We start from the raw sequence: 25,239 nt of genomic DNA on the forward strand, positions 1-25,239 counted from the left end.
GAGGCGACCCGAGGAGGAAAAGGTGGGACTGGGACAGTCGTCGAGCGGACGCCGTTGGGCGAGCAGCCCGTCGAAGAAGAAGCGATGCGCTCGGGCCGAGCGGAGCGAGACTCGAGCGCATCGACCGGCCGCGGCAAGGTCAACGGTGGAGGTAGCGAGGAGCGAGTGCCAGAACCCCGATACTGCTCGAGGCCGTTGCCGAACACGAATGAAAGCAGTTATTCGACCGGACGCCAATCAGGATGCACAATGACTCACACGAACCCGGGGAGTAAGAACCGATGCGCGTCGTAGTGAAGTTCGGCGGGACGAGTCTGGGTAGCGGTGAACGGATCGAACGGGCCGCGGACTCGATCGCGAAAGTGGCCGAGCAGGGCCACGAGGTGGCGGTCGTCGCCAGCGCCATGGGTTCGACGACCGACGAACTGCTCGGAGACATCGAGTTCGAGGCCGACGAGGCCGATCGCGCCGAGATCGTCAGCATGGGCGAGCGCACCTCGGTCCGGATGCTCAAGGGCGCCCTCGCGGCCCGCGGGATCGAGGCGGAGTTCTTCGAACCCGGAGAGGAAGAATGGCCGGTGATTACCGACGAGTACGGCGAGGTCGATGTCGAGGAGACGAAGAAACGCGCCCACGCCCTGGCCGGCCGGATGAAGGACGTGGTCCCCGTCATCACCGGGTTCATCGCCGCCGACGAGGGTGGCAACACCACGACGCTGGGCCGTGGCGGCAGTGACACGACCGCCGTGATGCTCGGGAAGTACATGGACGCCGACGAGGTCATCATCGTCACCGACGTCGAGGGCGTCATGACGGGCGACCCCCGGGTCGTCGAGGGCGCTCGCAACGTCGGGGAGATCTCCGTCGACGAACTCCGGAACCTCTCCTTTCGCGGTGCGGAAGTCGTCGCGCCGTCGGCACTATCCTACAAGGACGGGAACATGGACGTCCGGGTCGTCCACTACCAGCACGATACCCTCCTGACCGGCGGGACCTCCATCGAGGGCGAGTTCGAGAAACTGATCGACCTCCAGGAGAACACCTTGTGTTGTGTCACTGTCGCCGGGCGGGCGATCCGAAACCAGGCGGGCATCCTCGCGGACCTCTCGACGGCGCTGGCCGAGGAGGACATCAACGTTGAGGCGGTCTCCAGCGGGATGGACTCGATCACGTTCTACCTCGATACCGCGGTCGCCGAGGACGCCGAGTCGGTCCTCCACGAGCAAGTCGTCGACGACGAGACCCTCTCGAGCATCACCGTCAAACACGATATCGCGGTGATCCGGGTGACCGGCGGCAGCCTGCCGAACCAGCCAGGTGCAGTCAAACAGGTGATCGACCCGATCTCTGAAGCCCACATCAACCTCTTCGACGTCATCACCAGCGCGACCTCGATCTCCGTGTTCGTCCCCTGGGAGGATCGCGAACAGGCGCTCGGTCTCGTTCAGGACGCCCTCTAGTCGGCTTCCGGTCCACTGACCCCGTCTCGAAGCGGCTCTCGATGTCGGCCGCTCAACGGCCCGTCTCGAGGCGCGTCCCGATCCGTCGCGGAAGCCCGGTCTCGGCGACAGCGTCGATGACCGTCCCCACGTCGTACTCGACGCGTCGTTGCTCGACAGTCATCGCGTCAAGGTCGAGGATCGCGTATGCCGCCCCTGGATCGCTGTCGCGTGGCTGGCCGACGCTGCCGGGGTTGCAGACGATCCCCTCCTCGTATCGTTCGTGATGCTGGACGTGCGTGTGTCCAAGAAGCAGGACGTCTTCCTCGCCGAGCATGTCGGGTCCGAACTCCCCGGGATACGTGTAGTGATCAGGGTTCTCGGGGTGACCGTGGACGATCTTCACCCGACCATCGAAGAGCCGTCGTTCCGTGGGGAGGTCGCCGAGCCATTCGCGTTGCTCCGTGGAGAGACGGTCGCGCGCGTATTCGACGCCCGCGGCTGCCAGGTCGTTGAACCCCGGATACGAACCGGTGGCGACGGCCCGATCGTGGTTCCCCTGAACGGTCGGTACGTCTCGTTCGCGGATCCACTCGAGACATTCGCCCGGCCATGGGCCGTACCCGACCACGTCGCCGGGCGAGACGACCCGGTCGACCGCGGGCATGTCCGCCGCGACGGCCTCGAGAGCGACTTTGTTCGAATGGACATCGGAGATGACGGCGATTTTCACAGTCTCCCGTCTAGACTCGACATAGTTAGAAGTAGTTCCCGATCTCCGGATATAACGTTAGTATTATACTTATCTCGGCGTCTCGACTCGGCGGAGATCACTCTCTGTTGACGATCGCCGTCTCGAAATCGCCGGCCGATCCCGAGACGCCGGCCGCACAGACCGCGTGTTCGAAGTCGTGATCGTAGACTTCCCTCGCTACACTCGCAGCGTCACTCGCACCGAGATCGAACGGGACCGGATCGTCGCGCTCGTAGGTCGCCACGAGCGTCGGCTCCTCGACGGCCTCCACGACGAGAGCGTCCCGACGAACGATTCCGATGGCTGCGCCTGCCTCACCCGCCGTTGGATCCGATTCCTCGACGCCGACGATCCCGGCGATCCGGGGCGTGTCGTAGTCGTCCTTCTCGAAGTCAAGCGCCTGCAAGGGATCGGCCAGCGCGTCCCGGGCCGGCGTTCCGAGCGCGAGTTTCTCGGCGATGGGATCGACGTGGCTGCCGTTGCCGATCACTACACCGCGGTCAGTCAATCGAACGCAGTTGTACGAGATGTAGGGATTGTCCATCTCGGGGGCGTCCGCGGTCGGGCCGACGGTGATCGTCCCGTCGCGATCGACGGCCTTCCGGTTGGGAAACGAGCGGGAGGAGACGCGATACGCGCCGACCTCCGGGGCCACGACGAGGAATCGTCCGACGTACATGCTCGCTGCTCAGGCCGAGACCGGAAAGTAGGTGTCGGTTTGTGAGATCCACGCCGAGAGCTCGGAAACGTTGTCACTTTGGGATTCGACAGCGTCCAATCCGGTGCGTTCATTCGGCCCGGGACCCTCTACATGGTCGATGACGACTGGCCTGGACAGCGAGATCGTCGGAACTGAGGCTGCCGCCGAGCGCCGCGACGAGGTGGTCGACGCGGTCACCGAACACGCCGGCCAGATCGCGCGCGAACTCGCCCGTCTGCAGGGTGGCGACTACGGGAAAGCGGACTTCGAGACGGACGCAGGAACCTGGACACTCAAATACGAAGCCGGCGACGTCCAGTACCTCCAGTTCGACGGGCGGGGTGCGGATACCTACGTCGTCTCGACACAGCAACCGCCCGAACCGGATGCCCTCGCCACGGCGATGGCCGACTACGACGCCTTCGTCGCGGCGTTCAACGAGCACGTCCGATCCCTGGAGGGGGTGCTCGACGACGTAGAGAGTGACTTTCCCGCCGTCGAGTCGGTCGACGACGTGGTCGCGGAACGCGAACGCATCCTCGGGGCGATGCGCGAGGCGACCGACGCCATGGCCCGCCAGCTCCAGCGCTACGAGGGTGGGGACTACGGGACGTTCTCGGCCCGCGTGACCGACGACGGTGGCGCCGCTGGATCGGGACGCACCAGTTCCAGCGCCTCTCACGGCTCCCGCTGGGAACTCAAATGGGAAGACGGCCGGACGAGCTATCTTCGGGTCGGCGGCGAGGGCGGGATCTATCTCCTTTCGCAGTATCAACCGCCATCCGTACGGGATCTACGCGCTCACGCGCCGGACTTCCCGGGATTCGTCGAGGCATTCAACGAAGAGATCGCCGCCGAATCTGAACATCTCAAAGAGGTCTCATACGGATTATTGTCGTGATGTACCGGTATCCGTGGCCCCCCGGGTCGGCGTCATCCGGAAATAATCGACAATAATCCGTCTCAGTATAACTCGTTCGTACTGAATCCGATCGTCTCCAGATCGCTTTCGGCATAGACGAGTCGCCGGCCGGCGACGTCGACGGTCAACCGGATATCGGCGCTCTCGTTGAGGTCGTCTCCAGTATCGACAGACCTCGCGTTGGGGCCGTCCCCAGCATCGACAGACGTTTTCCGTTGCATGTCGATAAATGGTAAGAGACGCCACTGGATACCACCTCCGTCGAACTACTCCGGCATTTATAAAGAGAACATCGACGGAACCGGAGAGCGATCACACGGTTTCACTCGAGTCGGTGCTCGCGTCACCGGAAACGAGACTCCCGACGACGTGGCCCAGTGCCCGCCGGAGTCGAACGGACATCGTCGACTCGGAGACCCCGAAGTGTTCGGCGAGTTCGGCCAGGGAGGTTTCCCGTGGGACCTCGAAGTAACCGGTCTCGAAGGCAGCAGCCAGGATCTCGAAGGCGTCGCGTTCGACCGGGACCGGCATCTCGCCGACCGGTTCACTCGCCTCGAAGACGCGGGCGAGTCGGCAGTCGATGTCCTGGTCGGCACAGAACTCGAGAAACGCACGGATCGAAGCGCGATCGGTCGTCCGGATTCGGACGCGCCAACCGTCATCAGTCGAGCGCAGGTCGAGTAGTTCGTCGCCGAAACTGGCGACGTGTTCGGTCATCACCGGGACGTCCGGGGCGATCGTCAGTCGGTAAGTCCGTCGGTCGCCGTAGGCGGCGAACACCTCACTGTCGGCGACGGTCGGGTCCGATTCGAGGGCGTCCTCGAAGGCCCCGAAATCGGCGGCCAGGACTGTCACGTGAAACCAGGTGGAATCTTCATGAGAGACGGGCAACCGCTCGGCGTAGACCGTGACGTCGAGGTCACTCGCGAGCGTCGGTCCGAGGACGACGCGTGAGGAAGCGACGTCGAGTTCCGCGATGATGGTCGACTGGTTCACACGCCCGCTACGGGGCGGTCGGACATTCCCGTTTCGACTCGCCGGAGGACCCGACCCGCGACTTTTTGTCCGGGAGAGAGGGAACCCCAGGCTATGACGAGTCGGGATGAGTGCCTCCGGGCGTTCCGGGACGCGGCTGAACGACTCGGAACGTCCCCGACGAAGGCGCAGTACGAGTCCCTCGGCATGACGCCGTCGGCGTCGACGGTTCTACGGGTCGTCGGCGGGTGGAACGAGGCGAAAGAAGCGGCAGGGCTGACGACTCACGAGCAAGGGGAGAACGGCGGGCCCGACGTCCAGCCCAAGCCGGACTGGGTCGAACTCCCGCCCGAGAAGGACTGGGAAGAGTTGTCCGGGAACATGCGATGGTACTACAAGAATCGGGAGCGGGACATCGCCAAGAAGGACCGCCGGCGGGAGAGACTTCGCGGGTGGTTACACGACTACAAAGCCGAACACTGTCGTTGCCAGCGCTGTGGCGAAGGCGATCCGGCGGCGCTCGATTTTCATCACGTAAACGCAGACGAGAAAACACTCGGCGTCTCGAGGATGGTCATCAACGGATACGCGAAAGAGAAGATCGAAGACGAGATCGATCGCTGTCGAGTACTGTGTGCCAACTGTCATCGGAAGGAACACTACGAGATCCCCGAACTTGCGGATTCGGCGGTCGGGAACGAGTGACAGGTCTGTGCTAAAGCGACAGTGTTTAGTTGTGGAACCGCCAGACTTCGAGTACACGCAGTCCTGTGGTGTAGTGGCCAATCATGAGGGCTTCTGGGGCCCTCGACGGAGGTTCGAATCCTCCCAGGACTACTTTGCGACGAACAAACTCGTGAGTCGCAATTATCCCTGAGATTCGAAGCAAGGAGCGGAGCGTCGCGGAGTGACTGCGGTTCGAATCCTCCCAGGACCATTTTGCGACGAACGGACGTGACGAGCGAATAGTCCCGTGGTTCGAACCCCGGAAAGCGAGCGAGGCGAGATGCGACCGGCAGGAGCGTCTCGGATGGCGAGCGGTGCAACCGCGAGCATAGCGAGCGATCAGTCGGTTCGAATCCGCAAAATCGTCAGTCCGGCTTCACGTACTCGACGTCCTCGGGCGAGCCGGCATCCGCCTGTTCGACCACGATCGTGCCCGAGAGCCTGTTGAACACGCGGACGTACTCGCCGCTCATCGCAAGCCAGCCGATCAGGCAGTCCAGCGGGAGCAGAAAGGCCTTCCCGAAACTCTGGATGGCGGCAGTGACGTAGTCGATGTCCCCGCCGCGTTCGTCTGTCACGGCGATACTCATGACGAGTTTGCCCGCTGACTGGCCGTGATACCCTTCGAGAACGGTCCAGTACACCCAAAATACCAGGCCGTTGATACTCAGCAGTGGGAGCGTCGCCGAGAACTCACCGACAGTCAGCGAGTAGACGCCGGCCACGTCCCCGACTGTCGAGGTGACGCCACCGACCAGGATGACGTCGATCAACCACGCGAAGAAGCGATTCCACCACGACGCGAGGTGGAGTCTGGTCGGACCGGGCGATGCACTCTCGTCCGGCGAACGTATGGTAGCCATCGTTCCGTGATCGCAGCGCGACTATATTATCGTTTGGACGATCGATCCCAGCGAACACGGCCTGTAAGCGTCTGATACCGTCCGATCGCGAGCGATCATCGCCTACGCAAACTTAAAAGACCACGATATGTGGGAGTGGTATACATTGGCATTCGGAAGTAACGTGCCCGTGATGTATCTCGACATCGAGACGGTCTTCGAAGGGGTATCGTACCCGACCGACTGCGAGGAGGTGGTCGAGACATGTGGGGAACGGACGGTCGAATTACAGTCCGGGGAGGAGACGATCGCGGAGGCGATCGGTCGGTGTAACGCCGGCGAACTGCGGACGCCGCGGGAGGCACGAGAGGCGCTGCTTGGGTCCCTGAGCGAGGGAGCCATCGGCCGGAAGTACTACAGCGACCGCGATCCGCCGGTTCCGGGCACGGAGTGGCGCGAGCCACTCTCTCTGTGAAGGGGGCCGATCGTCTCTGGCTCCACGGGACATCTCCGCGGTAGAAGGCCTTCCGACCGCGGTGCCCTAGGTAGATGAAATTATTCTACAAAGATTGAAATGGCTCGACCAATACTGAAGATACAATGACGGGAACAGGGAAGAGCGCGCTCGGAACGTACGTCGACGAGCAGCGACGGGAGACCATCGCCGACCGGGTCGAGGAGTTACTGTCTGAAATGACTGTCGAGGAGAAGGTCGGGCAGTTGAACCAGCGTTCGGTCAGCTTCGTGATGGGGCCGGAAGACGGCAACGAAGACCTCGAAGCGGCGATCGCCGACGGGGAGATCGGGTCGGTACTCAACGCGGAGGGGCTCGAAGCCAAACAGCACCTACAGGAATTCGCCGTCGAGGAGTCGCGACTGGGAATCCCACTGTTGATGGCCTTCGACGTGATCCACGGCTACCGGACCGTCTTCCCGACGCCGCTGGGCCAGGCCGCTACCTGGGAACCTGACCTTGCCGAACGCGCCGAGCGGGTGGCCGCGACGGAGGCCAGCGCCGACGGCCATCACTGGACGTTCGCGCCGATGGTCGACGTCTCCCGTGACCCCCGATGGGGCCGGGTCATGGAGGGGGCCGGCGAGTCCCCCGTCCTTGGGAGTGCGTTCGCCCGCGCTCGCGTCCGCGGCTTCCAGGGGGAGGACCTCACGGAAGCGGATACGATGCTGGCCTGTGCGAAGCACTTCGCCGGGTACGGCGCCTCCGAGGCGGGTCGTGACTACAACACGGTCAACGTCGCAGAGACGGCCCTCAGAGAGCGACATCTCCCGCCGTTCGAGGCTGCCGTCGAGGAAGGCGTCGCGACGGTCATGAATGCGTTCAACACGATCGAACGCATCCCCGCCAGCGGTAACGAAGATCTCGTCTCGGGCGTTCTCAAGGGGGAGTGGGACTTTGCGGGGGCGATGGTCTCGGACTGGAACTCATTCGGTGAGCAACTTCCCCACGGCGTCGCGGCGGACGAGCGCGAGGCCGCGAAGCTGGCCATGCTGGCCGGTTCAGACATCGACATGGTCAGCGAAGTCCTCCTCGAAGAACTGCCCGATCTCGTCCGGGACGGCGACGTCCCGGAGTCGCGGCTCGACGACGCCGTCGAACGCGTTCTCTGGGTGAAGGGGCTTGCCGGTCTCTTCGAGGACCCTTATCGTTACTTCGAAGAAGAGCGTCGGAAGGCAGTCACCCTCACCGAGGACCACCGCGAAACCGCCCGCGAGGTCGCCGAACGGTCGTTCGTCCTGCTGAAGAACGAAGGCGTCTTGCCGCTCACCGAGGACACCGAGGTCGGTCTCGTGGGTGCGCTGGCCGATAGCGCCGAGGACACCCTGGGCGCGTGGGCCTGGGGTGGCGAGCCCGAGGACGTGACGACGATCCGTGCGGGCCTCGACGATCACTTTGGCGACGTTCCGTACGCACCCGGCTACGACCTGCCGGGTGAGGTCACGGCGGAGAGTCTGGACGAAGCACGCGACATCGCCGAGGAGGCAGACGTCGTCGTGGCAGTGGTTGGCGAGCCCGCGGACATGGTCGGTGAGGCCGCCAGTCGGGCACACATCGACCTGCCCGGCGACCAGCGTCGACTCCTCGAAGCGGTTCACGAAACTGAGACACCCGTGGTCGCGCTGCTGATGAACGGCCGTCCGCTGGCGGTCGAGTGGCTCGACGACCACCTCCCGGCCATCCTGGACGTCTGGCACCCCGGAACGGAGGCGGGACCGGCGATCGCCCGGACGCTGACTGGCGAGGTCGTCCCGAGCGGTCATCTGCCGATGAGTTTTCCCTACACCGAAGGGCAGATTCCGGTCGCCCACGATCGATTGCCGACGGGGCGGCCGGCCGAAGACAGCGAGGAGGATTACGTCTCGAAATACCTCGACGTACCCAACGATCCGCTGTATGCGTTCGGTCACGGAGAGAGCTACACCGACTTCGCGTTCACCGATCTGACGCTCGCTTCGGATGCCTTCCCATCCGGGAAGGCCCTCGAGGCGACCGTCACGATCGAGAACACTGGCGACGTCGCCGGTCGGGACGTCGTCCAGCTGTACGTCCAGGACCTCGTGGGGAGCCGCTCCCGTCCCGAGAAGGAGCTGGTCGCCTTCGAGACAGTCGAACTTGAACCCGACGAAACCGCCGAGGTGACGGTCGAGATCGACGAGGACGATCTAGCGTTCTGGACCGACGACGAGAAGTGGGCGGCCGAACCGGGCGAGTTCGACCTCATGGTCGGTCACGCCGCCGACGACATCGTCCACACCGAACGGTTCACGCTGGTCGAATAGTGGTGCTCTGGAGCGTCACTACGTGGATGACGACACATGTCATACGGATTATTGTATATTATTTCCGGATGACGCCGACCCGGGGGGCGACGGATACCGGTACATCACGACAATAATCCATATGAGCGGTTGTCTGGCGTACCCATCCCGGCAACTGTCGGCTCGAAACCGGGGTGGAGACCGTACGAACATCCGTGACTGAGTTCGCCACGCCAGACTCGAACGAGTAATCGGCCTCTTCGGGACAACCGTCCCCTTCTCATATAAAACTATTTCGGGGGTGTGATCGCTCGTTGCACGTCCTCAGTCGGTATATAGTATCACAGTGGGATGGTAACGTATGGCCACCGAAACAGGTCATCGAGTTCAGACTGACGTACAGTCGGCCGAATGGATGGCAGGATTCCTGGGCGGGATCGCGGGTGCACTGGTGATGGGCGCGCTGATGATCGCGATGAACGAAGCGGTGATTGCAGTGGCGATCCCATCGTTGTACACACTGGCCCCTCCGCCGAACGTGCCGGTAGGTATGGGGGTACACGTCTTCCACGGCGCGGTGCTGGGTCTCGGATTTGCCGCTCTCGTCGAGGTCCTGGGGTTCGATTCGAACGGACGGGTGGCCGGCTTCGGTATCGTCTGGGGCATTCTCACCTGGCTCGCACTTGCCGCAGTTCTCATGCCCCTCTGGCTCAGTGTCGTCGGCTCTCCTGCGTCACCCCCGTTCCCCAACTTCGCCCCGCCGTCGCTGTTCTGGCACGTCGTCTACGGACTCGTCTTGAGCGTCGGGTACGCCGTCGCTGCCGACGAACCCTGACTGCTCACCGTTCGATCGGAACCTGTCACTTCTGGTAAATTTTCCACTGGGGATCCTGCGTCTCACTCGCCACCATGGCTTGCACTTTCTCACGACTCAACGAATCGATGAGTACGGCAGCGTCTTTCACCCAACCCGCGAACTCATCTCTAAGACTGCGGGACACTTCGTCCGCTCCGTTCGGCGTGTAGACGTAGATGTGGCCGCCCGATTCGAGGAGTCGTCGCCGCCGATCGATCACTCCTAGTTCGACGAGGTGTTCGAGGTGGCGAGAGACGCTACTCCGATCGTAGCCGACCTGTTCGGCCAGATCCGGCACGGTCTGTTCGCCCCCTTCCATGACGCACAGACAGATGTCCATCTCGGTTTCGGACATGTCGAAGACGGTCGCCAGCAACTCTTCGAGAGAGGGGTCGCTCACGCTGCGATCCTCCTCGACCGGTTGCATGCGTTCCTCACAACAGACGATTTTGCCGTCTCCGAACCCGAAGTTACCACACGATTCACACTCGAACAGCTTCGAATCGGACGGTGAACTCATTGTTCTGGCAACGTATTCGTGATACAGTTACAAAAGTATCCGCTCGATATTCCGGATCGCACTACTGGGTTTCCGACAGTTCTCTTCGACGATCCGTTCTCGCTCGTGTCGAAACATCCGTGCCCGCTGTTCGCGTTCGGCGGCTATTGTTCACACTCCGCTTCGAAGACGAACGTCCCGTCTTCCTGAACCACTTCGCCGTCGGCTTCGATGCAGCTGTCCTCGCTCATGTCGACGATCATGTCGACGTGCTGGGCCGACTCATTTTGTTCGTTGCCAGCGCCGATGTTGTCCTCGTAGGCACGACCGACGGCCATGTGGACGGTGTCACCCATTTTCTCGTCGAAGAGCATGTTGTACGTGAATCGGTCGATGTCGCGGTTCATTCCGATCCCGAGTTCCCCAAGGCGACGCGCCCCCTCGTCGGTGTCGAGAATGCTCGTGAGCAGCTCCTCGTTCTTCGAGGCGCTGTGCTCGACGACCTCGCCGTCCTCGAAGACGAGTCGGGCGTCAGTGATCTCCCGGCCCCGGCGGTAGACCGGCTTGTCGAAGAGGACTTCGCCCTCGACGCTGTCGGGAACTGGGGCGGTGAACACCTCGCCACCGGGGAGGTTGTGGCTGTCCGTGTCGTTGATGACGTGATTGCCTGCGACGGACATGGTAACGTCGGTGGTGTCGCCGCTGACGATGCGGACCTCGCTTGCGTCCTCTAAGATCTCGACCATCTGGGACTGGAAGTCCCGCTGTTCGTCCCAGTCTTTGAGGATCGCGTCGTAGACGAAGTTCTCGTAGGCTTCGGTGCTCATCTCCGCGAGCTGGGCGTCGGCGGGCGTCGGATGCTGAGTGAGCGTCCAGCGGTCGGTTAGCCGCTCGTTGAGGATCGGCTGGTGGGCCTTCTCGTAGGCCGAATTGACCTCGGGAGGGACGTCCTCTAACTCAGTGACGTTGGCGTGAGAGCGGATCACGGCGTGGCAGTCAGCGGCCTCGACCAGCGCCTCCTCGTGGGGCGGCGTTTCGAACTCCATCCCGGCGTCGTCGGCCGCCCGGAGGTAGTTCCGGATGGCGCGGCCGCTTCGGTTCGTCCGGATCGAAACGGGGTGAGCGCCGCGATCGCCGGCGATCTCGTACAGGGCGACGACGAGGTCCTCGGCCGCGGGTTCACTCTTGATGAGGAAATTGTCACCCTCGCCGAGGTCGATCGCCTCGGCGATCAGCTGTGCGTGCTCGCGGATGCGTGGATCCATGCGCCGTCCCCTTCTCGATCCGTGGGCAAACCAGTTTCGTCACGCCGTCGCAACCTAGCCGCCGCGTTTTCCCTCGCGCATGCCCTCGCTGAACCCGGTCGCGATCCGTCGGAGGAACAGGTAGACGAAGAAGACGAACGCAAGCAGGACCATGACGATCGCGACCAGTACCGGATCGACCATGCACGCCGGTTGCGCTCGGGGTGGCATAGGTGTTTCGTCGTTCGACCCGTCGTCCAGGGCCGTCACGGCTGAGGTCCACTCGTCGTCTTGCCCGGACCGGAACGCTCGATCAGCCCAAGCCGGTCGAGTTGAGGCTGGGGCCCATTCGTTGTCTTCCCCGGACGTTTTTGGTCTCTCCTTCCGGACCTTGGTGCGAGCATGTCCCTGTTGCCCTCCGAGCCGGACACGTCGGCCACAGAGGAGTCCAACCCGCGGGTCATCGGGGTGGATAGCGACGCGGCCGACGACCTCATCGCGGCGTTGTCCTCGGAAACGGCCCGTGAGATCCTCACCGCTCTCCACGAGGAATCGGCCCCGCCTTCCGAACTCGCCGACCGCGTCGACACCAGCCTCCAGAACGTCCAGTATCACCTCGAGAACCTCGCGGAGGCCGGTGCGGTCGAGGTTGTCGACACCGTCTACTCCGAGAAGGGTCGAGAGATGGACGTCTACGCGCCGGCCGACCGCCCCTTAGTCATCTTCGCCGGCGAGCAGTCCCGCACGCCGACTCTGCGGCAGGCCCTCTCCCGACTCCTCGGCGGGATCGGCGTGCTCGCGCTTGCCAGCGTCATCGTCCAGTCGCTGTTCGGGAACCGCGGCGATCCCGGCTTCGGCGGCGGAGCGCCACCTGCGGGTGGGAACGTGAACACCACATCGACGGACGCCCTCACCGAGACCGCACAGACCGGGGCAGGCACGCAGTCACCGACGGTCACGGCGACGGAGACGGCTGTCGAAACGCCGATGAGCACTGCCACAGAAACGGCCGTCGAGACAGCGACGGCTACTGCAACGGAGACGGTCCCAGAGACGGCGACGGAGGCACCGACGGCCACCGCGACGCGGAGACCGATCGAGACGGCGACCGAGGCCGTCGACACCGTGACGACCGCAGTCCCGGACGGGGGCAGTGGACTCCCGCCGGGCTTGCTCTTTTTCGCCGGTGGGATCACGGCGCTGGTCGTGATCGGTGTCCTCTGGTACGTCTGGGGTTGATGGGTCAAACGACTCTTTGATCCTCCGGTGTGACTTTTATCCTCCCTCCCGTTGATCGAAGTGCGCTGACCCGCTTTGGCCCTCCAGACCGCACGTTCCCCGATCATCTCACCCCATCATTCGTTCGCGGTCGACCGTTTCGCCCTCCCCAGTCCGGACTTCGACCGTCAGTGTCCCCCTTCCAGGTCGCAACTCCGCGTGTGTCGGGGGGCCGCCCCGCGGGTCGGCGTGGCTCCCCGGTTTCACGATCGGTAGGTCACCCACCCGTTCGATCCCGGGCCGGTGAGTGTGCCCGACGATCGCGAGATCGGCCCCCCGTTCTCGGGCCAACAACGGCAGGGACGTTCGGTCGTGTTCGTGACCGTGGACAACCAGCAGCCTCCAGTCCACCCAGTCGACGGTCCGTACCGCCGGGAGTCGACCACGTAACTCGGCCGTATCGCTGTTCCCGTGAACGGCGATCAACTCTCTCGCCCGTTCCTTGAACCCATCGTAGACTGCCAGTGTCGTGAAGTCTCCGACGTGGACCAGGAGTTCCGCCTCTTCGAGTACCGTTCTTGCACGGTCACTCAACCGCAGGTTCACGGTCCCGTGGGTGTCACCAAGGGCAGTGAGCATATCGGATGGACGACTGCCCCGCTCAAAACCGCCTCGACCCCGATCTACTTGTGACTCCCGGCGCAGCGTATCCCATGGCCGGCAGTCGCTCCGTCGTGATCGCAGCGCTGATAGCCAACGGTGCGATAGCACTGATGAAGTTCGGTGCATTCCTGTTGACCGGGAGCGCCGCGATGCTCTCGGAAACGTATCACTCGATATCGGACACCGGAAACCAGGTCTTCCTGCTGATCGGCATCCGCTACGGGGCCCGCGAGGCCGATCGCCGCCACCCGTTCGGCTACGGGAAAGCCCAGTTCTTCTACTCGTTTCTGGTCTCGGTGTTCCTCTTCGGGATCGCGGGCTGGGAGAGCGTCAAACACGGCTACTCGAAGTTGACCGAAGGGGGCCACGGTGTCGAGGCCCAGGCCCCGGAATTGTTCGGGTACGTCATCGAACCCGTCTATGTCAGCTATGCCGTCCTGTTGGGCGCGATCGTCTTCGAGACCTACGCCTTCGTCAAAGCTTACCGCGTCATGGCTGCCCAGATCGACGAGAACGACTGGTCGGGCTTTCGCGAAGCGTTCCGAAAGACCAGCGACGTGACGACGCTGACGGCCCTCACCGAGGATACAATCGCGCTCAGTGGTGCCGGCATCGCCCTGTTCGGGATCTTCCTCTCCCGACAGACCGGGAACCCGGCCTACGACGCGGCCGCCGCGCTGTTGATCGGGGTCATGCTGATGGGGTTTGCTGTCGCCCTGGCCTGGGAGAACAAGCGCCTGTTACTCGGCGAGAGTCTCCCACTGGAGGACGAGCGACGACTTCGCGAGATCGTTGCCGAGGGGGCTGGCGTCCGGGAGATCGTCGACTTCCGGACTGTGCTGTTCGGGACTGAGCGGGTGTTGGTTGCCGCCGACGTGGCGTTCGATCCCGAACTGGACACCGACGAGATGGACCAGACTATTACGGCTATCGAGGACGCACTGATGGCCGCCGACGAGTCGGTCAAGAAAGTCTACGTCGAACCCGAGACCCGATCATGAACGCCGGGCCGACCCTCGCGATTTTCACTCGCTTCTCGCTCCGTCATTGTTTGAACAGGAGCACAGAGATCGCCCGATAGTTCATGTCGGCTATCACTATCTCGCCACCGTCAGGATTCGTTCTATTCTCTCGAGATCGTATAGCTCCACCGCTGTCCCGGACCCTTCTTCCAGCAGTCGCTCGCTGAATCCACGCTTCGAGAACAGTGCGTATCGTTCCTCCCGCTGGTCGGATCGCCACCTGACTCGGTCCGCCTTGGCTCGTAACCGCTCGAGTTCGTCCGAACCGACTTCGTCCGACCGCCACTTCGCCTCACCGAAGAGTATCCGCTCGCGATCCTCGTCCAGCGCGACGACATCGATCTCGTCCTCGTCGTACCACCATCCACCGATCTTGGCGTAGTCCGCTTCGACGTCGATCACCTCTCTGCAGATGTCTTCGAACTGTCTCCCGACGAACTGACGCACGTCGAGACCGTCGACGAACGCGTCCGGATCGCGAACGACGTCCGACATGTTCGGGTAGACGAACCGGTACCAGAACGCGAAGAAGTTATCCCCGAGTGTATAGATCCCGTCCCGGGATCGCGAGTTCCGGGACGTGACCGGCTTCGTGTGCTCCAGGAGACGGATCGACTCGAGTTTGGTGAGATACTTCGAGATGCTCTGTAGCGGGATATCGGTGTCGTCGGCGATCCGTTTCGGTCTCGTCTTTCCGGAGGCGACGGACTCCAGAATCGATAGGTACCGAGCGGGACTCCTGAACTCCTGTTTCACCAGCATGCGGGGCTCCTGGTTCAATACTGCGTTCCGATCACAGACCCGATCCCGGACGTTCTCCATCAGCGTCTTCTCCGCAACGATCTGGTCGAGGTAGAACGGGATCCCCCCGAACACGCTGTAAAACCGGATCTGCTCTTCGAACTCGCCCGGTAGTAGGGCCATTGCGTCCCGGAAACTGAACGCACGGAGGTCAATCTGCCCCGTCCGTCTCCCATAGAGCGGGTTCTCATAGGCCATCAGATCCTCCATCATCCCGATCGAGGACCCCGTCAGGATCAGCGTCGTGGCGGTCGTTTGCAGGTACTCGTCGACGAACTTCTGAAACCGCGAGGGAATCGAGTCGTCTTCTGCGATCAACCGCGGGAACTCGTCGATCACCAGGACCTCCCCGTCGCAGACTGTGACAAACCACTCGAAAACGTCTTCCCAGTCCTCCACGGCCGGCGTATAACCCGAGACGCCCTTCGAGAGAGACTCCACGAGACTCTCTCGTTGCCTGCTCCCCTCCTCCTCGACGACGACGTGATAGATCCCGTCACACTCTCCGATGACTTCCTTCACCAGTTCTGTCTTGCCCACTCTCCGTCGTCCATACACGAGAATAAGCTCGAACCCGTCCGAACGAGCCTTCTCCCGCAGGAAGTCCAGTTCGTCCGTCCGGTCCACGAACCCCTCGGTCATACGTTAACGTAATATACTCACGATAATATAAGCTTGTGGCCACCGACGGCCTCCGGTCCAGAACTCGCCACCACGAGTCGATCGTGGCCATCAAGGACGCACTGGTGGCCGCCGCCGAGTCGGTCAAGAAAGTCTCCGTCGAACCCGAGACCCGCGCCTGACGCGAGCGAACGCTTTTGTCATCTTGCCTCGAATCACCGCTCGTGGCGTCCGATCCGGACTACGAACGTTTCTTCCCCTACGAGGAGCCCTACGACCACCAGCGAGAGGCCATCGAGGGTATCGGCGAGGCGCTGACCGAGGAGTCAGACGTCCTGCTTGAGGGGGCAACGGGCACGGGGAAGACGCTGGCGGCACTGACGCCCGCCCTCGAACACGCACGCCGCACGGACAAGACGGTCGTCATCACGACCAACGTCCACCAGCAGATGCGCCAGTTCGTCGAGGAGGCCCGGGCGATCAACCGACGGGAGTCCATCCGTGCGATTGTCTTCCGGGGCAAGGCATCGATGTGTCACATCGACGTCGGTTACGAGGAGTGCCAGGCCCTCCGGGACACGACTCACGACCTCGTCGACGCCGAAAGAGAACGGGCCAACCTTGAACGCCGCCAGCGCGACCTCTTAGAAGAGAGCCAAGCGGGCGACGGCGAGGCGGCCGAGGCCCGCTCGGCGATCATGGACGAACTCCAGAGCGTGGGCGAGGAACTGGAAACCCTTCGCGAAGAGCAATCAACCTGTGACTACTACTATCACAACCTCACGGGCAATACCGACGACTTCTACGCGTGGCTCTACGACGATGTCCGTACGCCCGACGAGGTATACGAGTACGCCGAGCGACAGGGATTTTGCGGATACGAACTCCTGAAGGACGGCATCGACGGCGTCGACCTGGTGATCTGCAACTACCATCACCTGCTGGACCCGTTCGTCCGCGAACAGTTCTTCCGCTGGCTCGGCCGGGATCCGGACGACGTGATCGCGGTCTTCGACGAGGCCCACAACGTCGCCGACGCTGCCCGCGAGCACGCCCGGCGGACGCTCGCCGAACCGACGATCGAACGCGCCATCGACGAACTCGAAGGGAGTGACGATCCGCGAGCCGATGCCGCGACGAACGTCCTCGGGACCATCCACACGGCCCTACAGGACACCTACGAGGACACGCTGGCCTTTGGCGAGCGCGAGACCGTCGACGAGGACTGGCACGACCTCGCGATCGACAACGACGATCGTCGTGACGATCTCACCCTGTCGATCCTCCGCAACTACACCGGTCCGGGCGTTCGCGAGGACTTAGAGAACGCGATCGAACTCGGTCAGGCACTCGATCAACAGTACGAGGAAGCTTTCAAGGAGGGCGAGGCGAGCACGCGCAAGGAGTGTCCGACGCTACAGGCGGCGACCTTTTTCGACGCGTGGCTGGATGAGAGCGACGAATCGGGTCTCTATCCAGTGGTCAGCGTCCGCCGGGAGGCCGGCGACGGCGACCTCTACGGGCGAGCGGAACTCTATACGGCCATTCCCCAGCGTGTCACCCGCGGGCTGTTCGACGATCTCCACGCGACAGTGCTCATGAGCGCGACGCTTCGACCCTTCGACGTGACTGAGGACGTTCTCGGCCTCGACGATCCGACGACGATGGCCTACGGGCCACAGTTCCCGGCGGAACGCCGGCGCACATACGCTGTCGACACACCGGCGCTGTTCGCCAGTCGACGCGACGAGGAACGTCTCCAGGAGACCGTCGCGAGCGTCGTCGAGGACGCTGCCCGAATGACGCCAGGCAACACCCTCGCGTTCTTCCCGAGTTACGCGGAGGCCGAGCGCTATCACGACCGCGTGCGCGTCGACGCGACGCGATACCTCGACGAACCCGGGACTCGGGCCCAGGAGTTACGGGAGACGTTCACGGACGACGACGACGGGATCCTGTTCACCTCGCTGTGGGGGACGCTGGGCGAGGGCGTGAGCTACGACGGGGACGACGCCCGAACAGTCCTGGTCGTCGGCGTCCCCTATCCCTACCTCAACGAGCGCATGGAAGCCGTCCAGACGGCCTACGAGACGGCCTTCGACGGCGAGGAGGCCGGCTGGCGCTATGCCGTCGAGATCCCGACCGTCCGCAAGACCCGACAGGCGATGGGGCGGGTAATCCGATCACCGGAGGACTTCGGGGCACGCGTGCTGATCGACCGACGCTACACCGAGAACGCCGAGATCGAAATGCCCGAATACGCCGTCCGGGGTACCTTCCCGCCGGCCGAACGCGCCGAGATGATCGACGTAGACTCGGAGAAACTCAAGTTCGCCTTGCTGAACTTCTATCGCGATCTCGACGCCTACGACGGTGATCCGCCCGCTCCTTGATCGTCCGGTCCTGCAACCGTTTCGATGGCCTCCTCGAACACTGCCCGGTAATCCGGCTCTAGCGTGGTCGATTCGAGTTCTGTCGACTCGAAGTACCGGACTGCAGCGGCGTCCGAGCCTGCCGCCAACGTCCCAGAGACAGCGTCGGCCGACGTCACGTAGACGACGACGAGCGTATAGCCGCCGTTGGCGCCCGGACGCAGTCGCGTCGCCAGCAACGAGATGTCTTCAGCGTCGACACTGAGGCCCGTCTCCTCGCGCAGTTCTCGGACGGCACCCTGGGGTGCCGGTTCGTCCCACTCCAGGTAGCCCGCCGGGAGACTCCACGCGCCGGTCGCGGGCGGACTACTCCGCTTGACCAGCAACACCGACGGGGGATCGTCCCGAACGACGAGCACGCCCGCCGCGGGATCCGGATTGCGGTAGACCACCCACTCGCATTCGGGACAGAATCGTCTCGATCGTCCTTCTCTTTGTCGCTCGACGAGGACCGTTCCGCAATGTGGACAGTACGCTGGGGCCGACGTCATTGGCGATCGATCGATCGGCTCACGCAAAGAAGTCTCTATTTGTTCGCGCCGTCACGGGTTGACGGGGATCGTCCGACTGTCGCTCTCGTCTGTCTGTTCCTTCGGAAGCGTGACCGTGAGGACGCCGTTCTGATAGGACGCTTCCGTGTCGTCTTCAGTGACACGGTCGGGAAGTGCGACACTCCGGCTGACCGACTGCTGGCGGCGCTCGCGGCGGACGAACACGCCTTCTTCTCCCTCGGTTTCGTCCTCACTCGTCACGTCGGATTCCGTCTCAGCGCTGATTCGAAGGGTGGTGGCATCGAGCAGCGTCACGTCGATATCCTCACTCTCGTAGCCCGGCAGGTCTGCAGTGACGACGAACGTCTCGCCCTCGTCGCGGATGTTGAGGGGGATCCCTCCGAGCGAGCCCGCGAAGTCCGTCGGATCCAGGGACTCGAATTGGCGGCTCATCCGGTCGAACATGCGCTCGATCTCGTCGAACGGATTGGGTTTCGATGGCATTGGTCTCTCCGCATTGACTTACGTCGGCCAAGGACTTAACTATCACTTTGGCTGTCATGGGGCGGTTATCAGGCCATTGTCGCCGGAATGTCACAGCCCGCAGAGGGACCTGATCGGATTTCCCGTCTCGCCGTCGAGTCTGTTTCCGCCGGTACTCCCCGTCCCACAGCGTTTCTCGACGCCGCTTTTCAGCGTTTGTCGACGAACGTCGCATCCGCCGAGGTCCGTCCTTCGTTGAACGAAAGCACCTTCCCGCGGATGACGTCGCCCTCGCTGACGTCGGCCGGGACGTCCTCAGTGAACAGGACGAACCCCTCGACCTTCCCGACGGCGATCCGTTCGCCGGAGTGGTGATCGGTGAACTCGACGACGCCGAACTCGTAGATCTCGCCGAGTTCGACCGGTGGCTCCCGACCCTGGGCGCTCTCGTGTGCCTGCCTGGATGCGGCTTTATCAGACGACCGCCCCCACCACAGAAGCACCACGATCAAGAGGACGAAGACTCCCCCGCCGACGACGAACCAGATTTCGTCCATATTTCGCCTCAGATCGCGCTGTCCAATGACGGTGGCGGTTGTTGGCTGGGAGTCCATTCGATCCGTTCTCGGTTAGCCGCGCTCCAGGGTCGCTTTCATCCACCTCATGGTCCTCACCCTGACCTCATGACATTCCATTGTAAGCGCTTAGGTCCCGAATCCCTGATGTCTTCTCCAGGGCGTTATCAGTCGGCGTGCTCGATCCCGTGTGATCGGCAGTGAGGACGAGTGTCCCGAATCCGAACCCTTCGATCTGTCCCCACGCCCAGTCAGAACCGTCAGTTGAGGCGATTCCCTGACGACCACTGAAATCCGTAATCATTGGACTGGGATTTTCGCCACCTTCCGTCGTGACGAACATGTAGGCTCGCGATTGGTTATCGTGGTACTCACGTTCGATCCACTGTGCGTCAGTGAGTGCAATCGGCGGTGTATAGTCGTTCTCTTCCTCGACACAATTTGTGGCGCCATACAGTCCATAACAGCGAACCGTCGATTCCGTGAGATCATCGTCGTCGACGGCAGTCTGGTCGACGTGGAAGTCGACATCCATCCCGTATAGTGCGTAGTTCTGTTCTGCATCGTCGAGTACATCGAGTGCCCGTGAATCAGCATCGACGTGTCGATCAACTTCGATGTCGAGTGACGGATCGGGGGTGACTGCCTCGTCAGTTGGATCTCCCCTCTGGCTCGGATCGTCGTCTTGCCAGTGCATTTCGCCAATGTGGATATTCGAATGATATTTCGTGTCGTTACCGTAGAGATATTCGCCAGGATCGACCTCGTCCACCTCGTGAATCCCGACCTGCTCGTCGACTCGTTCATCGCCCTTGACTCCATTCCCATCTTGTAAGTGTTCCCTGTACAGGATCACGTCCTTAGAATAGGTGACACCGTGGACGCCGAGCCAGCCGTCCCAGTAGCCGTCACCGTCCGTGTCCGGATCGATCGGATTCAACCGTCCATCGAAAAAACATTCTATCTATTGTGAGTGGATAGTATCCGTCCTATGGCGTTTGGTCCTCCGGTAGGGCAACTGGGAGTGGATCAGTGCCCCCAGTCGATTCTATCTTATAATATCCATCCGACTGTAACACGAAATATTGGACAGCGATAGGGTCGGACTCCCAAATATCTGGTGAAGAAAAGATGATATACTTCGGTTTCTTATTGACAGTGACGTTCACCCTCAGTGATCTGCCTGTATAATACGTCCCAAGTCGTTCCCTGTGGATCAGATTCTTTTCAGTGTTGTACAAGAGCATCTCAAAGTTGGATATCGTATTATTCTCCCCATAGGAGCGCCCAGAGACCCATCCAGTGATTCTCACTTCGCCAGTATTCGTTTGAGTAATATTTTTATCAAATGCAATTGTATCGTCTTCCCCTCCATCGATATATAAACATCCAGATAGAAAAATACATAAAATGAGTATCACTGGAATCAGCTTTCTGATTACAGTCATGACTGGACAGTCGACAATTCTTCAATTGAGAAGGCATAATAAGCTATGGGTCCCTCCTGATGGATCAGTCCATCGTTGAATCCATACGCCATCACACTCCACCAAGCGTCCCCTTGTTGTACGATTCTTTCCGGAGTCCGATCTTCAAGGCCATCGTCCGAGTCTCTGTCTGGGCTATCTGTTCTCCTGCTATATATTTCCCCATTGTAAGAGGAGCACGGGATACGCCGTCATTCTGCGGGTAAATTGACGGGCAGTGATTCAGGGTCTGAAACTACTTTCGTGGCATAGTGCCCTTCCGCTGTTAACACATAATACTCTACCAATATATCATCTGATTCCCAAATACTCGGTGATGTGAAAACAATGTATTTTGGTTTTTCATTTACACTTATATTCATATATTTGTTATCTTCCGTGTGATATCGATCCTGTGATTGTTCAAAAATAATCTCTCTATTCTCATCATACAACAGCACTCTCAACTCGTGTATAGTGTTATTCTGGTCCCATGATTTACTATATAGAAACCCCGAAATTCGGTACTCTCCATCCGGGTCTTCCGTGATATTCCAGTCGAAAGCTATGCGATCATCATTGCCCGTATCAGAATATACACATCCTGAAATCAGTATAGCCAACACAACGATGATAAATAATATAGCCTTCTTCATAATTTATGCACCTGTTGTTGAAAGCTCCTCAATCGAGAAGGCATAATACGTATAGTCATGCTGATTGTGGATCAACGGAATATTATAGCCATATGCCATTACTGTCCACCATCCGTCTCCATCGGGTTGAACCCGTTCCTCAGTTAGATCAATGACACCGTGGTCTCTGCCGCTGTAGATCTCTCCATTGTTTAGAGGTGCCCGCGTAAGCGAATCATCTGCTCTCCCTATATGTAGCGAATGTGCAATCTCATGCAATGCGACGTGAGCAGTAGCTAATTGTAAACTGTTCTCATAAGGAGATTGTTGAAGCAGCTGAGTATGGTTGTTGTCAATGGCTGATGCATCGTCTACATACGGCTCAGTGAACACTGCCATCGAATGGTCTCTTGGAGAAATGCCTGGCAGATTTATTCCTGCTCCACCCTCGGTAAAGGGATCAGCCCCATTCTTCGCAACAAACATATATTCAGAAATAGTCCGATCAGAGAAGGTGGTAGAAATTAATTGCAATCGGCCGAGTGTGTGAATTTCGCTAGAGACTAGTTTGGCCGTTACTGTTTCATCCCGGATGATCTCTACGTCAATTCCATATAATTTGTAGTTCTGCTCGATTCCTTGTTCCCATTCAGTTCGATTTAATTTGTCAGGATGTGCATTCTGATGGAAGTCAACTTCTACATCGAGAGCTGGGTCCGGAACATTACTTTTTCCGTCATTGTCCGCTGGACTAGTTCCCCAGTGTAACTCCCCAATATGTATATTTGAATGATACTTCACAGTCCCTTGGAATACCCCTGGATCTTTGCTGTCTACCTTATGAATGCCGACCTGTTCGGAAACGATTTCTTCACCTTCTATTCCATCACCGAATTTCAGATGTTCCATGTACAGGATCACGTTCTCGGAACGTTCCACCCCGTGGACGCCGATCCAGCCGTCCCAGTAGCCGTCATCGTCCGTGTCTGGATCCGTCGGATTCAACTGTCCGTCGACGACATCTGCCGGAGAGACGTCATACCGCGTGAACCCGATTTTTCCACCGGACGTGTCCGACCGTGCTCGCGTGATACCGTCCATTTCTTGCCCGTCGGTCAATCCGTCGTCGTCTGAGTCCGGATCCCACGGATCCAGGTCGCCTGCCTGGCCGAACTGGTCAGCGACTTCGGACAGATAGTACTCCTCCCAATTCGGCAGCCAGGTGTCTGTCCGTAGCTCGCCGTCCAGGGCAGTGAAACTTAGCCTGTCGAACGTACGGCGACCCTGCGTTCCGGTGTCGGTCACCGAATCGTCAGTGACGAAATCGAAATCACTGGTCCTGTCGGTAAGCCCTCCTGGCTCAGCCTGCACGTCCTCTCTGGCGAGTGATCGCGGGACGCCGAAGGCTTCCGCCCCGAACCGAAGGCTTTCCGGCCCGCCATCGTTGTTGCTCTCGACGGTTCGAATTAATCGAGCCTGCTCGTTTGAAAGTGTGTACGTCACCGGATCGCGCGGATCCGTATGCGTCTGTTCCTTCTCCGCTCCGTCCGTCAGTCCGTCGCCGTCCGTGTCTTTGGTGAGCGGATCGGACGTGACTTTCAACTCGCCGTTCCCGTCTTCTTCGACGCTTTCGGCCCACCGATAGGCCTCGCCGCTCCTGTTGATCGTTTCGATCGTCCAGCCATCGACTTCCGTCGAATCGTTCAGTCCATCGTCGTCAGAATCGGGATTCTTCGGATGTGACCGCCACTCGTAACCGACGAAGGTCTTCCCCCGATAGCTCGTATTCGTGTATACCGGCTGGTCGATCAACACTTCTTCTCCATCCGAGAGGCCGTCACCGTCAGTATCGAAGCCCTCCCATATTCCTGACTCCGAGCGGTCCGTATTCGTCGACAGTTCGAGGCGCTTCCCATTCGCGAGTGGCACGCCGCGCTCTTCGAGTCGGTCCGGAAGTCCGTCGTTATCGTCGTCCGTACCCCAGCTCTTCACCGTACTGATCTTGATATAATCGACTAAGATCCACGATGTCGTTTCCTGCCACTGATAGGTCCAACGTCCATCCGCTTTGAGGGAGATCTGTACGTCTTGGCCGGCGTACTCTGTGATGTTTACTCTCGGCGCGGCCGAGATTGTCTCATCTTCGTTGCTCCAATCGTTACTCGATGTATATATCGTCCGTGACTGTTGGGCATCTTCAGAGCCGTTATCACTCTGAATCGACATTGTGATCCGTGCGTTTGACCACTCCGCATCGAGGTGTGCCCGGAGAGAACTTTTGAAATACAGATTTTGATTGTTGATTTCTTCGAGGCTGGGGAGGGACACTGTCCGTTTGAGAGATCGGGCCCGGTTTGTCTCCTCTTGAACTTTTGCTGAGCCATTGACCACCTTACAGAAACCCTTTGTCGGCGTATCGAGATACGGATCGTTCGGGTTTCGTGGGATATTTGCACATGTCCAGTCGTCAAGGCTATTGAATTTCTCATGGAACGTGACGTATTCAGACTCAGACCGGCGGACCTGATGAGCCGCTCGCCGATCAAGATATTCGTGCCATTCCGTCTGATCGAAAACGACGAACGGAGAGAAGTGATTCGTCTGCGCCGTCACCGTATTGTTCTCGGGATATACTTGGGATGAGAGGGGTTGAAAGGTATTCTTCGTATCGTTGAACGTGTAAACCACGAGTGCGGATTCATTACTTACTTTACTTGAATCGTATGAGCCTGTCATAGAAAGCCTTCCAAGGGAGGCCGCAGGGTTTGGAAACTGTGTCCAGCAGCTCAAACGCCCTGCAAAACGTAGCTTCGGTCAACGAGTTCTTGAGTGCAGCGGCTACCGAGACAGTTCCGCTGTTTGAGCACCTTGATTTCGAGTTTCTACTGGAGTACGATGTGTTCGCCCCCGTTCGCCGGAGGCGAATACGAGTTCATAAACCACCAGACCTCTTTTGCGCCTTTCTGCACTGCTACTACGAGAACGTCTACGGCACTCGTCCGGTCACACGAGAACTCCAGCACAGCCTCGTCTGGTACTACTGCGGACTCGACAAACTGCCATCCAGAGACACCATTGACCGGTTTCTCACTGATCTCGA

Annotated in this window: 27 protein-coding genes, 1 tRNA gene and 1 pseudogene; 12 read left to right on the forward strand and 17 right to left on the reverse strand. The window is 60.5% G+C overall.

What is annotated here, in order from left to right; genetic code table 11:
- Positions 1-281 precede the first annotated feature (281 nt).
- The gene (locus E3374_RS10025) at positions 282-1,460 is read left to right on the forward strand and encodes an aspartate kinase (protein WP_136688955.1); all 1,179 of its coding nucleotides are present in this window, start codon (positions 282-284) and stop codon (positions 1,458-1,460) included.
- A 52-nt stretch (positions 1,461-1,512) separates the two neighbouring features.
- Here E3374_RS10025 and E3374_RS10030 read toward each other — a convergent pair whose 3' ends face one another.
- A complete protein-coding gene (locus E3374_RS10030; protein WP_136688956.1) occupies positions 1,513-2,172 on the reverse strand; it encodes a metallophosphoesterase family protein in 660 nt (219 codons plus the stop codon).
- Positions 2,173-2,269: 97 nt separating this feature from the next.
- Entirely contained in the window at positions 2,270-2,872 is a 603-nt protein-coding gene (locus tag E3374_RS10035; protein ID WP_136688957.1) for an IMP cyclohydrolase, read from the reverse strand.
- 139 nt (positions 2,873-3,011) lie between these two features.
- Between E3374_RS10035 and E3374_RS10040 the strand changes: the two genes are divergently transcribed.
- Positions 3,012-3,794 carry a hypothetical protein gene (locus E3374_RS10040; protein WP_136688958.1) on the forward strand — a complete coding sequence of 261 codons (783 nt, stop codon included), beginning with the start codon at positions 3,012-3,014 and terminating at the stop codon, positions 3,792-3,794.
- A 62-nt stretch (positions 3,795-3,856) separates the two neighbouring features.
- Here E3374_RS10040 and E3374_RS10045 read toward each other — a convergent pair whose 3' ends face one another.
- A complete protein-coding gene (locus E3374_RS10045) occupies positions 3,857-4,036 on the reverse strand; it encodes a hypothetical protein (protein ID WP_136688959.1) in 180 nt (59 codons plus the stop codon).
- Between the two features lie 91 nt (positions 4,037-4,127).
- Positions 4,128-4,811, reverse strand: a complete 684-nt coding sequence (locus tag E3374_RS10050; RefSeq protein ID WP_136688960.1) for a helix-turn-helix domain-containing protein — start codon at positions 4,809-4,811, stop codon at positions 4,128-4,130.
- A 93-nt stretch (positions 4,812-4,904) separates the two neighbouring features.
- Between E3374_RS10050 and E3374_RS10055 the strand changes: the two genes are divergently transcribed.
- Together E3374_RS10055 and E3374_RS10060 are read left to right on the forward strand one after the other, a co-directional pair.
- A complete protein-coding gene (locus tag E3374_RS10055; RefSeq protein WP_136688961.1) occupies positions 4,905-5,495 on the forward strand; it encodes a homing endonuclease associated repeat-containing protein in 591 nt (196 codons plus the stop codon).
- Positions 5,496-5,554: 59 nt separating this feature from the next.
- Positions 5,555-5,627: transfer RNA gene (locus E3374_RS10060), tRNA-Gln, on the forward strand.
- Between the two features lie 254 nt (positions 5,628-5,881).
- On the opposite strand, the gene E3374_RS10065 is transcribed toward E3374_RS10060, so the two are convergent.
- Complete coding sequence (locus tag E3374_RS10065) at positions 5,882-6,379, reverse strand: RDD family protein (RefSeq protein ID WP_136688962.1); 498 nt, start codon at positions 6,377-6,379, stop codon at positions 5,882-5,884.
- A gap of 145 nt (positions 6,380-6,524) precedes the next feature.
- Between E3374_RS10065 and E3374_RS10070 the strand changes: the two genes are divergently transcribed.
- From E3374_RS10070 to E3374_RS10080, 3 genes are all read left to right on the forward strand, one after another.
- Positions 6,525-6,833: a DUF5789 family protein gene (locus tag E3374_RS10070; RefSeq protein WP_136688963.1), complete on the forward strand. Its 309-nt coding sequence runs from the start codon at positions 6,525-6,527 to the stop codon at positions 6,831-6,833.
- Positions 6,834-6,958: 125 nt separating this feature from the next.
- Positions 6,959-9,154: a glycoside hydrolase family 3 N-terminal domain-containing protein gene (locus E3374_RS10075; protein ID WP_136688964.1), complete on the forward strand. Its 2,196-nt coding sequence runs from the start codon at positions 6,959-6,961 to the stop codon at positions 9,152-9,154.
- Positions 9,155-9,494: 340 nt separating this feature from the next.
- Positions 9,495-9,968, forward strand: a complete 474-nt coding sequence (locus E3374_RS10080) for a DUF6789 family protein (RefSeq protein WP_136688965.1) — start codon at positions 9,495-9,497, stop codon at positions 9,966-9,968.
- Positions 9,969-9,993: 25 nt separating this feature from the next.
- Here the strand turns inward: E3374_RS10080 and E3374_RS10085 are convergent, their stop codons facing one another.
- From E3374_RS10085 to E3374_RS17870, 3 genes are all read right to left on the reverse strand, one after another.
- Positions 9,994-10,509 carry a helix-turn-helix domain-containing protein gene (locus tag E3374_RS10085; protein ID WP_136688966.1) on the reverse strand — a complete coding sequence of 172 codons (516 nt, stop codon included), beginning with the start codon at positions 10,507-10,509 and terminating at the stop codon, positions 9,994-9,996.
- A 143-nt stretch (positions 10,510-10,652) separates the two neighbouring features.
- Positions 10,653-11,753, reverse strand: a complete 1,101-nt coding sequence (locus E3374_RS10090) for an aminopeptidase (protein WP_136688967.1) — start codon at positions 11,751-11,753, stop codon at positions 10,653-10,655.
- Positions 11,754-11,807: 54 nt separating this feature from the next.
- On the reverse strand, positions 11,808-11,936 hold the full coding sequence (locus E3374_RS17870; RefSeq protein WP_282568465.1) for a DUF7859 family protein: 129 nt from the start codon (positions 11,934-11,936) through the stop codon (positions 11,808-11,810).
- 198 nt (positions 11,937-12,134) lie between these two features.
- On the opposite strand from E3374_RS17870, the gene E3374_RS10095 reads away from it, so the two are divergent.
- Positions 12,135-12,971, forward strand: coding sequence for an ArsR/SmtB family transcription factor (locus E3374_RS10095; protein ID WP_136688968.1), 837 nt, complete (start codon positions 12,135-12,137; stop codon positions 12,969-12,971).
- Between the two features lie 108 nt (positions 12,972-13,079).
- Here E3374_RS10095 and E3374_RS10100 read toward each other — a convergent pair whose 3' ends face one another.
- Positions 13,080-13,589, reverse strand: a complete 510-nt coding sequence (locus E3374_RS10100) for a metallophosphoesterase (protein ID WP_136688969.1) — start codon at positions 13,587-13,589, stop codon at positions 13,080-13,082.
- 74 nt (positions 13,590-13,663) lie between these two features.
- On the opposite strand from E3374_RS10100, the gene E3374_RS10105 reads away from it, so the two are divergent.
- The gene (locus E3374_RS10105; RefSeq protein ID WP_136688970.1) at positions 13,664-14,614 is read left to right on the forward strand and encodes a cation diffusion facilitator family transporter; all 951 of its coding nucleotides are present in this window, start codon (positions 13,664-13,666) and stop codon (positions 14,612-14,614) included.
- A gap of 96 nt (positions 14,615-14,710) precedes the next feature.
- On the opposite strand, the gene E3374_RS10110 is transcribed toward E3374_RS10105, so the two are convergent.
- Positions 14,711-16,078, reverse strand: a complete 1,368-nt coding sequence (locus E3374_RS10110; RefSeq protein ID WP_136688971.1) for an ATP-binding protein — start codon at positions 16,076-16,078, stop codon at positions 14,711-14,713.
- Positions 16,079-16,113: 35 nt separating this feature from the next.
- Between E3374_RS10110 and E3374_RS17875 the strand changes: the two genes are divergently transcribed.
- Entirely contained in the window at positions 16,114-16,239 is a 126-nt protein-coding gene (locus tag E3374_RS17875) for a hypothetical protein (RefSeq protein WP_282568466.1), read from the forward strand.
- Between the two features lie 42 nt (positions 16,240-16,281).
- Positions 16,282-18,450, forward strand: a complete 2,169-nt coding sequence (locus E3374_RS10115) for an ATP-dependent DNA helicase (protein ID WP_136688972.1) — start codon at positions 16,282-16,284, stop codon at positions 18,448-18,450.
- Here the strand turns inward: E3374_RS10115 and E3374_RS10120 are convergent.
- From E3374_RS10120 to E3374_RS10150, 7 genes are all read right to left on the reverse strand, one after another.
- On the reverse strand, positions 18,423-18,980 hold the full coding sequence (locus E3374_RS10120; protein ID WP_136688973.1) for an NUDIX hydrolase: 558 nt from the start codon (positions 18,978-18,980) through the stop codon (positions 18,423-18,425). The genes E3374_RS10115 and E3374_RS10120 overlap by 28 nt on opposite strands.
- A gap of 51 nt (positions 18,981-19,031) precedes the next feature.
- Entirely contained in the window at positions 19,032-19,484 is a 453-nt protein-coding gene (locus tag E3374_RS10125; protein WP_136688974.1) for an Hsp20/alpha crystallin family protein, read from the reverse strand.
- A gap of 188 nt (positions 19,485-19,672) precedes the next feature.
- Entirely contained in the window at positions 19,673-20,020 is a 348-nt protein-coding gene (locus E3374_RS10130) for a hypothetical protein (protein ID WP_136688975.1), read from the reverse strand.
- 124 nt (positions 20,021-20,144) lie between these two features.
- Positions 20,145-20,978 (reverse strand): hypothetical protein, encoded by an 834-nt coding sequence (locus E3374_RS10135; RefSeq protein ID WP_136688976.1) that lies wholly within the window; start codon positions 20,976-20,978, stop codon positions 20,145-20,147.
- 49 nt (positions 20,979-21,027) lie between these two features.
- Positions 21,028-21,486 carry a hypothetical protein gene (locus E3374_RS10140; protein ID WP_136688977.1) on the reverse strand — a complete coding sequence of 153 codons (459 nt, stop codon included), beginning with the start codon at positions 21,484-21,486 and terminating at the stop codon, positions 21,028-21,030.
- Positions 21,487-21,716: 230 nt separating this feature from the next.
- The gene (locus E3374_RS10145) at positions 21,717-22,160 is read right to left on the reverse strand and encodes a hypothetical protein (RefSeq protein ID WP_136688978.1); all 444 of its coding nucleotides are present in this window, start codon (positions 22,158-22,160) and stop codon (positions 21,717-21,719) included.
- 3 nt (positions 22,161-22,163) lie between these two features.
- On the reverse strand, positions 22,164-24,875 hold the full coding sequence (locus E3374_RS10150) for a hypothetical protein (RefSeq protein WP_136688979.1): 2,712 nt from the start codon (positions 24,873-24,875) through the stop codon (positions 22,164-22,166).
- Positions 24,876-24,913: 38 nt separating this feature from the next.
- On the opposite strand from E3374_RS10150, the pseudogene E3374_RS17635 reads away from it, so the two are divergent.
- Positions 24,914-25,239: pseudogene (locus E3374_RS17635) on the forward strand (IS5/IS1182 family transposase); the annotation flags it as partial.

Origin of the sequence: Halorhabdus amylolytica, assembly GCF_004944975.1 — an archaeon.
GTDB classification, from domain to species: domain Archaea; phylum Halobacteriota; class Halobacteria; order Halobacteriales; family Haloarculaceae; genus Halorhabdus; species Halorhabdus amylolytica.

Coding starts and splice junctions, on each gene's coding strand:
- E3374_RS10025 (WP_136688955.1), top strand. CDS start 282: ATGCGCGTCGTAGTGAAGTTCGGCGGGACGAGTCTGGGTAGCGGTGAA.
- E3374_RS10035 (WP_136688957.1), bottom strand. CDS start 2,872: ATGTACGTCGGACGATTCCTCGTCGTGGCCCCGGAGGTCGGCGCGTAT.
- E3374_RS10040 (WP_136688958.1), top strand. CDS start 3,012: ATGACGACTGGCCTGGACAGCGAGATCGTCGGAACTGAGGCTGCCGCC.
- E3374_RS10045 (WP_136688959.1), bottom strand. CDS start 4,036: ATGCAACGGAAAACGTCTGTCGATGCTGGGGACGGCCCCAACGCGAGG.
- E3374_RS10055 (WP_136688961.1), top strand. CDS start 4,905: ATGACGAGTCGGGATGAGTGCCTCCGGGCGTTCCGGGACGCGGCTGAA.
- E3374_RS10065 (WP_136688962.1), bottom strand. CDS start 6,379: ATGGCTACCATACGTTCGCCGGACGAGAGTGCATCGCCCGGTCCGACC.
- E3374_RS10075 (WP_136688964.1), top strand. CDS start 6,959: ATGACGGGAACAGGGAAGAGCGCGCTCGGAACGTACGTCGACGAGCAG.
- E3374_RS10080 (WP_136688965.1), top strand. CDS start 9,495: ATGGCCACCGAAACAGGTCATCGAGTTCAGACTGACGTACAGTCGGCC.
- E3374_RS10085 (WP_136688966.1), bottom strand. CDS start 10,509: ATGAGTTCACCGTCCGATTCGAAGCTGTTCGAGTGTGAATCGTGTGGT.
- E3374_RS10090 (WP_136688967.1), bottom strand. CDS start 11,753: ATGGATCCACGCATCCGCGAGCACGCACAGCTGATCGCCGAGGCGATC.
- E3374_RS17870 (WP_282568465.1), bottom strand. CDS start 11,936: ATGGTCGATCCGGTACTGGTCGCGATCGTCATGGTCCTGCTTGCGTTC.
- E3374_RS10095 (WP_136688968.1), top strand. CDS start 12,135: ATGTCCCTGTTGCCCTCCGAGCCGGACACGTCGGCCACAGAGGAGTCC.
- E3374_RS10100 (WP_136688969.1), bottom strand. CDS start 13,589: ATGCTCACTGCCCTTGGTGACACCCACGGGACCGTGAACCTGCGGTTG.
- E3374_RS10105 (WP_136688970.1), top strand. CDS start 13,664: ATGGCCGGCAGTCGCTCCGTCGTGATCGCAGCGCTGATAGCCAACGGT.
- E3374_RS10110 (WP_136688971.1), bottom strand. CDS start 16,078: ATGACCGAGGGGTTCGTGGACCGGACGGACGAACTGGACTTCCTGCGG.
- E3374_RS10120 (WP_136688973.1), bottom strand. CDS start 18,980: ATGACGTCGGCCCCAGCGTACTGTCCACATTGCGGAACGGTCCTCGTC.
- E3374_RS10125 (WP_136688974.1), bottom strand. CDS start 19,484: ATGCCATCGAAACCCAATCCGTTCGACGAGATCGAGCGCATGTTCGAC.
- E3374_RS10130 (WP_136688975.1), bottom strand. CDS start 20,020: ATGGACGAAATCTGGTTCGTCGTCGGCGGGGGAGTCTTCGTCCTCTTG.
- E3374_RS10140 (WP_136688977.1), bottom strand. CDS start 21,486: ATGACTGTAATCAGAAAGCTGATTCCAGTGATACTCATTTTATGTATT.
- E3374_RS10145 (WP_136688978.1), bottom strand. CDS start 22,160: ATGAAGAAGGCTATATTATTTATCATCGTTGTGTTGGCTATACTGATT.
- E3374_RS10150 (WP_136688979.1), bottom strand. CDS start 24,875: ATGACAGGCTCATACGATTCAAGTAAAGTAAGTAATGAATCCGCACTC.